This window comes from Streptomyces sp. HSG2 (assembly GCF_016598575.1).
Taxonomy (GTDB): domain Bacteria; phylum Actinomycetota; class Actinomycetes; order Streptomycetales; family Streptomycetaceae; genus Streptomyces.
This window is the reverse complement of record NZ_CP066801.1, coordinates 1,054,585-1,066,787: the sequence shown is the minus strand read 5'-3', so window position 1 is coordinate 1,066,787 and position 12,203 is coordinate 1,054,585. Positions and strand designations below refer to the sequence as shown.

General features: G+C 70.1%; 13 protein-coding genes. 4 read left to right on the top strand and 9 right to left on the bottom strand.

The genetic code is table 11. The annotated features are described in order from the left end of the window. Window positions 1–58: 58 nt before the first annotated feature. From JEK78_RS04175 to JEK78_RS04160, 4 genes are all read right to left on the bottom strand, one after another. Window positions 59–937 (bottom strand): amino acid ABC transporter permease, encoded by an 879-nt coding sequence (locus JEK78_RS04175; protein ID WP_200262748.1) that lies wholly within the window; start codon window positions 935–937, stop codon window positions 59–61. Then, window positions 934–1,599: an amino acid ABC transporter permease gene (locus tag JEK78_RS04170; RefSeq protein WP_200262747.1), complete on the bottom strand. Its 666-nt coding sequence runs from the start codon at window positions 1,597–1,599 to the stop codon at window positions 934–936. The genes JEK78_RS04175 and JEK78_RS04170 overlap by 4 nt, the downstream gene beginning before the upstream one ends. An 84-nt stretch (window positions 1,600–1,683) precedes the next feature. Next, complete coding sequence (locus tag JEK78_RS04165; protein ID WP_200262746.1) at window positions 1,684–2,520, bottom strand: glutamate ABC transporter substrate-binding protein; 837 nt, start codon at window positions 2,518–2,520, stop codon at window positions 1,684–1,686. A 208-nt stretch (window positions 2,521–2,728) separates the two neighbouring features. Continuing rightward, window positions 2,729–3,505, bottom strand: a complete 777-nt coding sequence (locus JEK78_RS04160) for an amino acid ABC transporter ATP-binding protein (RefSeq protein WP_200262745.1) — start codon at window positions 3,503–3,505, stop codon at window positions 2,729–2,731. 313 nt (window positions 3,506–3,818) lie between these two features. On the opposite strand from JEK78_RS04160, the gene JEK78_RS04155 reads away from it, so the two are divergent. Continuing rightward, window positions 3,819–4,514 (top strand): response regulator transcription factor, encoded by a 696-nt coding sequence (locus JEK78_RS04155; RefSeq protein ID WP_200262744.1) that lies wholly within the window; start codon window positions 3,819–3,821, stop codon window positions 4,512–4,514. A gap of 8 nt (window positions 4,515–4,522) precedes the next feature. Next, entirely contained in the window at window positions 4,523–5,944 is a 1,422-nt protein-coding gene (locus JEK78_RS04150; protein ID WP_200262743.1) for a HAMP domain-containing sensor histidine kinase, read from the top strand. 71 nt (window positions 5,945–6,015) lie between these two features. Here the strand turns inward: JEK78_RS04150 and JEK78_RS04145 are convergent, their stop codons facing one another. From JEK78_RS04145 to JEK78_RS04135, 3 genes are all read right to left on the bottom strand, one after another. Further along, window positions 6,016–7,011, bottom strand: a complete 996-nt coding sequence (locus tag JEK78_RS04145) for a TAXI family TRAP transporter solute-binding subunit (RefSeq protein ID WP_200262742.1) — start codon at window positions 7,009–7,011, stop codon at window positions 6,016–6,018. 137 nt (window positions 7,012–7,148) lie between these two features. After that, window positions 7,149–8,390 (bottom strand): cation:proton antiporter, encoded by a 1,242-nt coding sequence (locus tag JEK78_RS04140; RefSeq protein ID WP_242483257.1) that lies wholly within the window; start codon window positions 8,388–8,390, stop codon window positions 7,149–7,151. A 4-nt stretch (window positions 8,391–8,394) separates the two neighbouring features. Next, window positions 8,395–8,880, bottom strand: a complete 486-nt coding sequence (locus JEK78_RS04135) for a cation:proton antiporter regulatory subunit (RefSeq protein ID WP_200262741.1) — start codon at window positions 8,878–8,880, stop codon at window positions 8,395–8,397. Window positions 8,881–9,078: 198 nt separating this feature from the next. On the opposite strand from JEK78_RS04135, the gene miaB reads away from it, so the two are divergent. Both miaB and JEK78_RS04125 read left to right on the top strand, forming a co-directional pair. Continuing rightward, window positions 9,079–10,599: a tRNA (N6-isopentenyl adenosine(37)-C2)-methylthiotransferase MiaB gene (miaB, locus tag JEK78_RS04130; protein WP_200262740.1), complete on the top strand. Its 1,521-nt coding sequence runs from the start codon at window positions 9,079–9,081 to the stop codon at window positions 10,597–10,599. 83 nt (window positions 10,600–10,682) lie between these two features. Continuing rightward, window positions 10,683–11,396 (top strand): class III extradiol dioxygenase subunit B-like domain-containing protein, encoded by a 714-nt coding sequence (locus JEK78_RS04125; RefSeq protein WP_200262739.1) that lies wholly within the window; start codon window positions 10,683–10,685, stop codon window positions 11,394–11,396. Window positions 11,397–11,562: 166 nt separating this feature from the next. Here JEK78_RS04125 and JEK78_RS04120 read toward each other — a convergent pair whose 3' ends face one another. Beyond that, a complete protein-coding gene (locus JEK78_RS04120; RefSeq protein WP_200262738.1) occupies window positions 11,563–11,850 on the bottom strand; it encodes an antitoxin in 288 nt (95 codons plus the stop codon). Window positions 11,851–11,872: 22 nt separating this feature from the next. Continuing rightward, window positions 11,873–12,160 carry a hypothetical protein gene (locus JEK78_RS04115; RefSeq protein WP_200262737.1) on the bottom strand — a complete coding sequence of 96 codons (288 nt, stop codon included), beginning with the start codon at window positions 12,158–12,160 and terminating at the stop codon, window positions 11,873–11,875. Window positions 12,161–12,203 lie beyond the last annotated feature (43 nt).

The window sequence follows — 12,203 nt, the reverse complement described above, 5'->3', positions numbered from 1 at the left end:
GAGGCGGCGGCGCCCACGCCACCGCCTCCGTCACTTGAAGAGAGGGAACGACCGGCCGTCAGTCGCCGGTGGTGGCACCGGGGAGCGCGCCGGCGGACTTCGCGGCGCCGCCGCTCGACTTCTTCCCCTGTCGCAGCCGCCGCTCCAGCGCCCCGGCGAGCGTCGTGAGCGCGAAGTTCAGAGCGATGAAGATCACCGCTACCACGGTGAAGCTGGCGATGGTATTGGCGCCGTAGTAGCCGCTCATCGTACTGGCCGACGAGAGCAGCTCGGAGAAGGTGAGGACGGCGCCGCCGAGGGCGGTGTCCTTCACGATCACCACCATCTGGCTCACGATGGCGGGCAGCATCGCGGTGACCGCCTGGGGCAGCAGGACCAGACGCATGGTCTGGTTCTTGCGCAGGCCGATGGCCAGGGCGGCCTCGGACTGCCCCTTGGGAAGGGACTGGATTCCGGCACGGACGATCTCGGCGAGCACCGAGGCGTTGTACAGGACGAGGCCCGTGACGACCGCGTACAGCGGCCGGACCTCGGAGCTCACATCGGTGTACTGCGCGTACAGCGCCAGACCGAAGATCATCAACACCAGGACGGGGATGGCCCGGAAGAACTCCACGACGATTCCGGCCGGGACTCGCACCCAGGTGTGGTCCGACAGCCGGGCGATGCCCAGGGCGGCGCCCAGCGGCAGCGCGATGATCATCGCCAGGGCGGCGGCGGTCAGGGTGTTCTGCAGACCCGGCCAGATGTATGTCGTCCACGGCTCGGTGCTGGTGAAGAACATCTCCCACTTCACCCAGTCGAGCTGGCCCTTTTCCGCGAGTGCGGTGATCACCCACCACAGCGACGCCGCGAGGGCGACCACGAAGGCGGCCGTGAGGACGATGTTGCGGCGCTTGGCCCGAGGGCCCTGTGCGTCGTACAGGACGGAGCTCATCGCTTCACCGCCACCTTCTTGCCCACCCAGCCCAGGATCAGGCCGGTCGGCAGCGTCAGAACCAGGAAACCGAAGGCGATGACCGCGGAGATCAGCAGCAGCTGGGCCTCGTTCTCGATCATCTTCTTCATCAGCAGGGCGGCCTCGGCGACACCGATGGCCGCCGCCACCGTGGTGTTCTTGGTGAGCGCGATCAACACGTTCGCCATGGGGCCGACCGAGGACCGGAACGCCTGCGGAAGAACGACCAGGCCCAGTACCTGCGTGAACCTCAGGCCGATGGCGCGGGCCGCCTCTGCCTGGCCGACCGGCACCGTGTTGATGCCGGAGCGCAGCGCCTCGCACACGAAGGCCGAGGTGTAGAGGATCAGGCCGAGAACGGCCAGCCGGAAGTTGATCGTTCCGAAGTCCTCCGCCCCGAGGCTGATGCCCAGGGACTGGTTCAGGCCCAGCGACGTGAACAGGATGATCACTGTCAGTGGGATGTTCCGCACGATGTTCACGTACGCGGTCCCGAAACCGCGCATCAGGGGAACCGGGCCGACGCGCATGGCGGCCAGCAGAGTGCCCCAGACCAGGGAGCCGACGGCGGAGAGCACAGTGAGCTGCACCGTCGTCCAGAAGGCCCCCAGCAGGTCGTAACCCTCAAGAAAGTCGAACACGATCTCCCGCGCTTCCGCGTGTAGGGATGTCCGTCCGGGTGCGCCGCCCCTCGTCGACGGGGGCGCACCCGGTCAGACGTTGCCTCAGCTCTTGACGTCGCCGATCGCGGGCGCGGGCTCGTTGTCGTAGTCGGCCGGACCGAAGTTGTCCTCCACGGCCTTGTCCCACGAGCCGTCCGCGACCATCGCCTCCAGCGCCTCGTCGATCTTCTCCTTGAGGTCGCTGCCCTTCTTGACGCCGATGCCGTAGTTCTCGTTGGTCATGTCGAAGCCCGCGAGCTTGAACTTGCCGGCGAACTGGTCCTGCGCCGCGTAGCCGGCCAGGATCGAGTCGTCCGTGGTCAGAGCGTCGATGGCGCCGTTCTCCAGGCCGCCGAGGCAGGCCGAGTACGTCGGGTACTCCTGCAGGTTGGCTTCGAGGCCCAGCTTGTCGTTGACGTTCTGGGCCGAGGTCGAGCCGACCACCGAGCAGAGGTTCTTGCCCTTGAGGTCCTCGGGCTTCTCGATGGAGTCGTCGTCGGCGCTGATCAGCACGTCCTGGTGGGCGAGCAGGTACGGGCCGGCGAAGTCGACCTTCTCCGCGCGCTCCGGAGTGATCGAGTAGGTGGCGGCGATGAAGTCGACGTCGCCGCGCTGCAGCATCGTCTCGCGGTCGGCGCTCTTCGACTCCTTCCAGGAGATCTGGTCCTCGCTGTATCCGAGCTTCTCGGCGACGTAGGTGGCGACGTCCACGTCGAAGCCGGCGAAGCCCTGCGGGGTCTTCTGGCCGAGGCCCGGCTGGTCGAACTTGATGCCGATGGTGATCTTCTCGTCGTCGCCGCCGGAGGACCCGTCGCTGTCGTCGCCGGAACCGCAAGCGGTGGCGGCGAGGGCGAGCGCGAGGACGGTGGCCGAGGCCGCGGTGACTCTGCGGAGCTTCATGGTGAACATCCTTTGGCTGTGATCGGGCGATCGGACGGCACCGTCCGTCTCGGACGGACGGTGCCGTCGCGCGGTCGGGCCGCCTGGACAGGGGGCCTGGCGCGCCGGCTCGGGAGTCCGGTGCGTACAGGCCGAAATCGACGGCGGGCCTACGGGACCGGCGGGCCGTCGAGCGTGGTGCCGACCGTCCTGGGTCGGCCTCGTGAAGTCAGTGGTGCAGGATCTTCGACAGGAAGTCCTTGGCGCGGTCGCTGCGCGGATTGCTGAAGAACTGCTCGGGGGTCGCCTCCTCGACGACCTTGCCGTCCGCCATGAACACCACCCGGTTGGCGGCGGAGCGGGCGAAGCCCATCTCGTGTGTGACGACGATCATCGTCATGCCGTCCCGGGCGAGCTGCTGCATGACCTCCAGCACCTCGTTGATCATCTCGGGGTCGAGGGCCGAGGTCGGCTCGTCGAAGAGCATGACCTTCGGGTCCATGGCGAGCGCCCGCGCGATGGCGACGCGCTGCTGCTGGCCGCCCGAGAGCTGGGCGGGATACTTGTCCGCCTGCGCCCCCACGCCGACCCGGTCGAGCAGCTGTCGTGCCTTCTCCTCGGCGGCCTTGCGATCCGCCTTGCGGACCTTGACCTGGCCGAGGATCACGTTGTCGAGCACCGTCTTGTGCGCGAAGAGATTGAAGGACTGGAAGACCATACCGACATCGGCTCGCAGTCGAGCCAGCTCCCTGCCCTCCTGGGGCAGCGGCTTGTCGTCGATGGTGATCGTCCCGGAATCGATCGTCTCCAGCCGGTTGATGGTACGGCACAGCGTGGACTTGCCGGACCCGGAGGGTCCGATGACCACGACGACTTCGCCGCGGGCGATCGTCAGATCGACGTCTTGGAGAACGTGCAACGCGCCGAAGTGCTTGTTGACGCTCTTCAGGACGACCAGATCGCCGGTCTTGGCCACGTCTTCCTTGGCCACCGATACTTCGGTCATCGATTCTGGGCTCCGTCCTCCTCGGTTTCGGTGGACAGTAGTGAGAGGTGTCGAGCGGCGTCATCACATCTGAGGGGAATCTGAGCATCACGATCCGGTAGCAAACGGACACCCGTCGTAGCACTTGTGAGCTGGGCGTATATCGGCCGGGTAACTTCGGGGGTCCACAACCGGAACCCCCTTGACTCGATCCCCGTCCTTCGGCGTGACTGCTTGGGACGGGTGTGCGAACAGGGACGCGCGCGTGACGCCCGTGTCGGGCCGCGCCCGCGCGAGGAGGTGCGTACGGCCGACGAGATCGAAGGAGGGCCGGATGAGACTGCTGCTCGTCGAGGACGACAACCATGTGGCGGCGGCGCTGTCCGCGGTCCTGACCCGGCACGGCTTCGCCGTGACCCACGCGCGCAGCGGCGAGGAGGCGCTACAGGCCCTGGTCCCCGAGGGCAGTGGTTTCGGGGTGGTCCTGCTTGATCTAGGTCTGCCCGACCAGGACGGGTTCGAGGTGTGCGGCAAGATCCGCAAGCTCACCGCGACTCCGGTGATCATGGTGACCGCCCGTTCCGACGTGCGGTCCCGGATCCACGGCCTCAACCTCGGCGCCGACGACTACGTGGTCAAGCCCTACGACACCGGAGAACTCCTCGCTCGCATCCACGCCGTCAGTCGTCGGAACGCCCCCGACGAGCCCGTCTCCACCGTCGAGACCGATCTCCGGCTCGGTCCGATCCACATCGATCTGCCGACCCGCACCGTCCGTGCGGGAGGAGCGGTCGTCCCGCTGACACGCAAGGAGTTCGATCTGCTGGCTCTGCTCGCCCAACGCCCCGGAGTCGTCTTCCGCAGGGAGCAGATCATCAGCGAGGTGTGGCAGACCAGCTGGGAGGGGACGGGGCGCACGCTGGAGGTGCACGTGGCCTCTCTGCGCTCCAAGCTCCGACTGCCGGCGCTGATCGAGACGGTGCGCGGCGTTGGTTACCGACTCGTCGCGCCCGGTCCCACCGAACGGTAGTCGGCACGGTGCGTACGAGACTGCTGCCGTTGCTCGTCGTCCTGATGGCGGCCGTGCTGCTCGCCCTCGGGATTCCCCTCGGCATCAGCTTCGCCCGGGCCGAGCAACAGAAAGTCGTCGTCGACCGCATCGACGACACGGCTCGCTTCGCCGCGCTCGCGCAGTTCGTCACCGACGCCGACGACACCGACGGTTCCTCCGCCACCGGCACCGAGCGGTTGCGGACGCTCCAGAGCGAGCTGGACAGCTACTACGACGTCTACGGAATCCGCGCCGGTGTCTTCTACCGCAACGACATACCCATGGCCAACGCCCCGACCAGCTGGTTCCTCCCGAAGGAAGGAGACGTGCGCGCCGCCTTCGAGGAGGCTCTGCTCAGCAGGCGAAGCCACGACCCTTCGCAGGTGTGGCCCGGGCAGACCGGGCGGCTGGTCGTCGCCTCACCGGTCATCCGGGACGGGGACGTCGTGGCCGTCGTGGTCACCGATTCCCCCACCGACGCCATGCGCGCACGGATCCTGCGGGGCTGGCTCCTGATCGGGGCGGGGGAGTCCGCGGCGATGTTGCTGGCGGTCGTGGCGGCGTGGCGGTTGACGGGCTGGGTCATGCGCCCCGTCGGAGTCCTGGACGCCACGACCCACGACATCGCGACCGGTCGCCTGAAGTCGCGCGTCGCGCCGACCGGGGGGCCACCGGAACTTCGCCGCCTGGCCAAGTCGTTCAACGAGATGGCCGACCACGTGGAGGACGTGCTGGAGCAGCAGCGCGCCTTCGTCGCCGACGCCTCGCACCAACTGCGCAACCCGCTCGCCGCCCTGCTCTTGCGAATCGAGCTTCTCGCGCTGGAACTGCCGGAGGGCAACGAGGAGATCGCGTCGGTGCAGGCGGAGGGCAGACGCCTGGCCCGCGTACTGGACGACCTGCTCGACCTGGCACTGGCGGAGCACGCGACGCCCAGCCTCGCGGTCACCGACATCGGCGCTCTCGTCGCGGAGAGGGTAGCCGCCTGGGCGCCGACCGCCGAGGCCAAGGGGGTGCGACTGGCGGCGGAGTGTCCGCCGACCACCGCTTGGACCGATCCGGTCGCCCTGTCCAGCGCCTTGGACACCGTCATCGACAACGCCGTCAAGTTCACTCCGGAGGGAGAGGGCGACGAGGGGGTGCGCGTGGAGGTCGCCTCACGCGGCGACGAGGCGACCGTGGTGGTCACGGACCTCGGGCCCGGACTGCCCGACGACGAACTCGCCCGTGTCGGCGACCGGTTCTGGCGCAGCGGAAGACACCAGAACGTCAAGGGGTCCGGACTCGGCCTCTCCATCTGCCGTGCACTGCTCGCCGGTGTCGGCGGCGGCATCGCGTTCGACCATCACGAACCGCACGGACTGAAGGTGACCGTGACGGTACCCAGGAGCCGGCCACCCGAGTCCTGACGTGGGGCACCCGGCACGGTCGGGCACCCAGGGCCCGAGGCGGTGACCCGCTCGACGCCTCCGCCGGAGGGTCACGGCTTGACGGACCGGTAGTAGAGTCGGGCGCCGTCGTGCAGGGTCACCGGATCGGTGTAGATCGCCGTCCGGAGATCGACCAACTGCGCGGAGTGGACGTGTGCGCCTATGCCGTCCCTGCTCTCGATCACCGTGCGAGTGAGCCACTCGGTGAGTCGGGGATCGAGGTCGTCGCGCGTCACCAGCAGGTTCGACACCGCCATCGTGGGCACGGGCGAGCCGTTCTGCACGGTCGGGTAGGCCGATTCCGGCATGTTGGCGGCGCGGTAGTAGCGCGTCGCGCCCCCCTCCGCGTGCAGTTCGGCGACGCGCTCCTCGCCGATGGGAACGAAGCGGAAGGCGGAGGTCTCAGCCGTCTGTCGAAGCCCGTCCGTCGGCACGCCACCCGACCAGAAGAAGGCGTCCAGCTCCTCGCCCAGCCGCCCCGGACCGGTGTCGATGCCGTCGGACCGCGCCGTGATGTCGCGCTCGGGATCGATGCCGGCGGCCGACAGCAGACGCGTGGCGATCAGACGCACCCCGGAGTCCGGCAGACCTATGGCGACCCTCTTGCCACGGAGGTCGGCGAGCGAGTGGATGTCGGAGTCGACCGGCACCACGAGTTGCACGTAGTCGTCGTACAGCCGGGCAACCCCTCGCAATCGGTCCGCCTCCGGAAGATCATCGATCTTGTAGGTCTCCACCGCGTCGGCGGCGGCAATGGTGAAGTCCGCCTCGCCCGAGGCGAGCCGCTCGAGGTTCTGCTGGGAGCCCGCGCTGGGCACCAGGCGCACTCGCAGGTCGGGCATGTCCCGGGCCAGCCTGTCGCGGAGCAGCTCCCCGTACTTGTGGTAGACACCGGCCTGCGTGCCGGTACTCACGGTGATCGTCCCTCGGGGCGGATCCTCACCCACCGGCACCAGCCACCACAGGAGGAGACCGAGGGCGATCAGGCCGGCCACCGCGCCGGTGGCGGCCCGACGTCCGGTGATGGAGGGGCGTCGGGGGGACATGGGCGCGATCGTGCCAGACCCGGTTCGATCCGGCCAGGGCCTGGATCACAGCGCTCCGCCGCCGTGGTCGGGCGACAGGGGCCCGGGCGGTGGCGAGAAACCTCGGTCGGGGCGGTCGCGCCGCCCCGACCCGGAGGTCAGTCGCCGACCCTGGCCTCGGCGGCGACCGTCGGCACCGCGCCGGTGACGGGGCCCGGCCCCCCGCCCCCTCCGGTGCCCGACCGAAGCCGTCGCGACAGGCGCATGGCCAAGGGCTCGGTGTAGCGGGCGGTCAACGGACCCACGATGACCAGAATCAGCACGTAGGCCGTGGCCAGCGGCCCCAGCGACGGCTCGATCCCCGCCGAGACGGCCAGGCCCGCGATGACGATCGAGAACTCGCCCCGGGCGACGAGAGCGCCACCCGTCCGCCACCGACCCCGTTCGGAGATCCCCGCTCGGCGGGCCGCCCAGTACCCCGTGGCGATCTTCGTGAGCGCCGTCACGGTGGCCAGCAGAAGTGCCGGAAGCAGCACCGGAGGAATGCTGGCCGGGTCGGTGTGCAAGCCGAAGAAGACGAAGAAGACGGCGGCGAACAGGTCACGCAGCGGGCTCAGCAGGGTGTGCGCGCCCTCGGCGACCTCCCCGGAGAGGGCGATGCCCACCAGGAACGCGCCCACGGCGGCCGACACCTGCAACTGCTGGGCGAGGCCCGCCACGAGGATCGTCACGCCGAGCACCACCAACAGCAGCTTCTCGGGGTCGTCGCTGGACACGAACCGGGAGATGATCCTTCCGTAGCGCACGGCCACGAACAGGACCAGACCTGCCGCGCTCAGCGCCACGGCCAGGGTGATGCTGCCGGTCATCAGCCCCACCCCGGCCACCAGCGCGGTGACGATCGGCAGGTAGACGGCCATCGCCAGATCCTCCAGGACCAGGACACTGAGGATGACCGGCGTCTCGCGGTTGCCGATCCGGCCGAGGTCTCCCAGAACCTTCGCGATCACACCCGACGAGGAGATCCACGTCACCCCGGCCAGGACAACGGCGGCCACCGGGCCCCATCCCAGGAGCAGCGCCACCGCCGCCCCCGGCAACGCGTTGAGCGCGCCGTCGACCAGGCCGGCCGGATAGTGGGCCTTGAGGTTGGTGACGAGATCGCCCGCCGTGTACTCCAGACCGAGCATCAGCAGCAGGAGGATGACGCCGATCTCGGCGCCGATGGCGATGAATTCCTCGCTCGCCCCCAGCGGCAGCAGCCCTCCCTCGCCGAACGCCAGACCGGCGATGAGGTACAGGGGAATGGGCGACAGGCGGAAACGGCCGGCGAACCGACCCAGGAGACCGAGGCCGAGGATGATGGCCCCGAACTCGATGAGCAGCGTCGCTGAGTGCACCGGCTCACTCCCGCCCGAGTATGGCGGCGGCGCTGTCGACGCCCTCGCGGGTGCCGATCACGATGAGTATGTCCCCTCCCACGAGACGGAAGTCGGGGGCGGGCGAGGGGATGGCCTCCGCGCGACGGAGGACCGCGACCACCGAGGCGCCCGTCTCGGTGCGCATTCGGGTGTCGCCCAGGAGTCTGCCGTTCCAATGAGAGGAGGCGGAGATCTCGATACGTTCGGCCACCAACCCCAGCTGGGTGGTCGACAGCAGGCTGGCGCTGTGGTGGTCGGGCTGGAGGGCGTCGGTCACCGCCTCCGCCTCCGCCGCGGTCAGCCGGAGCGAGTAGGCGCACGAGTCGGGGTCGTCCGTGCGGTAGAGGCTCACGGTGCGGGCGCCGTCCCGGTGGGCGACGACCGACAGGTGCCGCTGCTCCCGGGTGACCAGGTTGTACTGCACCCCGATTCCCGGCAGCGGTGTCGCCTTCAGGCGTGGAGCGGACACGTCTCTTCCCCTTGTTCGTCGATCGGTCGTCGGGCCCGCTCGTCGAGAGCCCCTGACCAGGCCATGCTGCCATCCGCCGGCAGGACGGCGGCCAGGCGGCCCCGGCCCGCGCCGGCGCACCCGCGACTCGGCGCTCGGGCCGGACCCGAGACGAGGCGAGCGGCGAAGGGCCCCGCGCGCACCGCCTACCCTTGTGGCATGACCAGCATCGACCGGAACCGGCCCGTGGACGTTGAGCGTACATACGAGGTGCGCACCTACGGGTGCCAGATGAACGTCCACGACTCCGAGCGCCTGGCCGGCCTGCTGGAGGGGGCGGGCTACGTGCGCGCCCCCGAAGGCGCCGACGGCGACGCCGACGTCGTCGTCTTCAACACCTGCGCGGTGCGGGAGAACGCCGACAACAAGCTCTACGGGAACCTGGGGCGCCTCGCCCCCCGAAAGGCCGCCCGCCCCGGCATGCGGATCGCCGTCGGCGGTTGCCTGGCCCAGAAGGACCGCGACACCATCGTCCGACGCGCCCCCTGGGTGGACGTCGTGTTCGGCACCCACAACATCGGGCGGCTGCCGGTGCTCCTGGAGCGCGCCCGCGTGCGGGAGGAGGCACAGGTCGAGATCGCGGACTCGCTGGAGGCTTTTCCCTCCACCCTCCCGACGCGACGCGAGAGCGCCTACGCGGCGTGGGTCTCCATCTCCGTCGGGTGCAACAACACCTGTACCTTCTGCATCGTTCCCGCGCTCCGCGGCAAGGAGAAGGACCGCAGGCCGGGGGACATCCTCGCGGAGGTCGAGGCCCTCGTCGCGGAGGGTGTCAGCGAGATCACCCTGCTCGGCCAGAACGTCAACGCCTACGGTTCCGACATGGGCGACCGCGAGGCGTTCGGCAAACTGCTCCGCGCCTGCGGCGGCGTCGAGGGGCTGGAGCGGGTCCGCTTCACCTCCCCCCACCCGAGGGACTTCACCGACGACGTGATCGAGGCGATGGCCGAGACCCCCAACGTGATGCCCCAACTGCACATGCCGCTGCAGTCCGGCTCGGACGCGGTGCTGAGGGCCATGCGGCGCTCCTACCGTCAGGAGCGGTACCTCGGGATCATCGAGAAGGTCCGGGCCGCCCTCCCCGAGGCCGCGATCACCACGGACATCATCGTCGGTTTCCCGGGCGAGACCGACGAGGACTTCGAGCAGACCATGCGTGTGGTCCGAGAGGCCCGCTTCGCGCAGGCGTTCACTTTCCAGTACTCCAAGCGACCGGGAACCCCGGCCGCGGAGATGGACGGGCAGATCCCCAAGCCGGTCGTCCAAGAACGCTACGAACGTCTCGTGGCACTTCAGGAGGAGATCTCCTGGGAGGAGAACAAGCGGCAGGTCGGCCGCCGGCTCGAACTCATGGTCGCCGAGGGAGAAGGGCGCAAGGACGGCACCACCAGGCGGTTGTCGGGCCGTGCCCCCGACAACCGCCTGGTGCACTTCGCCAAGCCCGAGGCGGAGGTGCGCCCCGGCGACATGGTGACGGTCGAGATCACCTACGCCGCCCCGCACCACCTGCTCGCCGAGGGGCCGGTGCGGGAGGTGCGACGCACACGTGCGGGGGACGCGTGGAGCGCGCGTCACGCCGCCCCGGCCGAGAAGTCGGGCGGAGTGATGCTCGGGGTGCCGACGGTCGGCGTGCCCGATCCGCTTCCCGTTCCCGCCGGGGGTGGTTGCCAGAGTGGGTGAGGCGGCGGTGGTTCCGGGGCGGACGGGTTCTCTTCGCCCCGGCCGGTGACGCGCGACGTCCTCGCGCGGCTACGCTGCCGATCATGCTCGTTGCCGCCGCCCTCTGCCCCTGCCCCCCTCTCCTGGTACCCGAGATCGCCGCGGGCGCCGCACCCGAGCTGGCCTCCGCGCGCGCCGCGTGCGCCGAGGCCGTGGGTGCGCTCGCGGCTTCCCGTCCCGACCGGCTCGTGGTGGTGGGACCCGGCAGGAGTGGGGTCCTTGAGACCTATCCCGCCGGTACCCGAGGGTCGTTCCGCGGCTTCGGTGTGGAACTGGAGGTACGGCTCGGCGAAGGGCCGGAAGCGGGCGGCGGCCGGACCCTGCCCTACGGGCTCGCGGTGGGCGCCTGGCTGTTGGCACGTGTCGACCGGTGCGCGTCCCCGGTCGAGGGGGTGGCCGTGGGCCAGGAGACGCCCGGGGCGCGCTGCCGGGCCGCGGGCCGCGAGCTGAGGGAGAGTTCGGACCGCGTCGCGATGCTGGTGCTGGGCGACGGCAGCGCCTGTCGCACCCTCAAGGCTCCCGGCTACCTCGACGCGCGCGCCGAGCCCTTCGACGCGGATGTGGCCCGAGCCTTGGCCGCCGCCGACACCGGAGCGCTGGGCGCCCTCGACGAGGAACTGGCACGCACGCTGAGGGTGTCCGGACGTGGGCCGTGGCAGGTGCTCGCCGGCGCGGCGGAAGGCGCCTCGCTCGGCGGGGCCCTGCTGTACGAGGGGGCGCCCTATGGAGTGGGGTACCTGGTCGCGTCCTGGTCGTAGGAAGCTTGTCCGACCCGTCTGCCGGCGCCCGGTCCCCGTCCCCGCCGGGCGGGGTTCCGCCCGGCGGGGACGGGGACGTGGGCCACAGGCCCTCCGCGTGGACGCCGGTCACGCGGGCGGGGCCGCGTGAGCCGGATCCCCCTTGGCGCGGGTGGGGGTCGGTCCGTCAGGAGGCGGAGGGTCGATCGTCGGACGCCGGGCCGGTCGAGTCGGCGCCGCCGCGGTCGCCGGTACCCGAGGATTCGTCGCGGCGGGCGAGGCGGTCCATCGCGTCCTTGGCCTTGCCCGTACCGGACTGGATCCGTTCGCTGTACTTGCCCTTGGTGCGCTGGTCGACGCTCTTGGCGACCTTGTCGAGGCCGCGGTCGATCCTGTCCCCGTGCTCGCGCGCGAGACCCGAGACCTTGCCCTTGGCCGGAGTCAGCTTGGCCTTCATGTTGTCAAGGAGACCCATGATGTCCTTCCCTCACGGATGGTCACGAACAGGCGCTCTCGCCGGCTTCTCTGTCGGCGGCGGCTTCGACGGACTGTTGCTTCGGGATCCCGATGCCGTCGGGTTCGGGATCCCGGTGGGACCGTACCCGGTCCGACGGTGCCTCGGTCGGGCCGGGGTCCGGCTCGGCCACGGGGCTCTTGGCCGCCTCGGGGCCCGCCGACACCGCGCTCACGCCCGCGGCCGGTGGCGCCTCGACGTCGGGCGTGCCGGACGGCGAGGAGGCCTCCGTCTCCCTCGACCTGCGAAACAGCCGTGAAAATGCGCCCATGTCCACTCCATACGGTACTCGTGCCGGTCGGATCCCGCGTGTC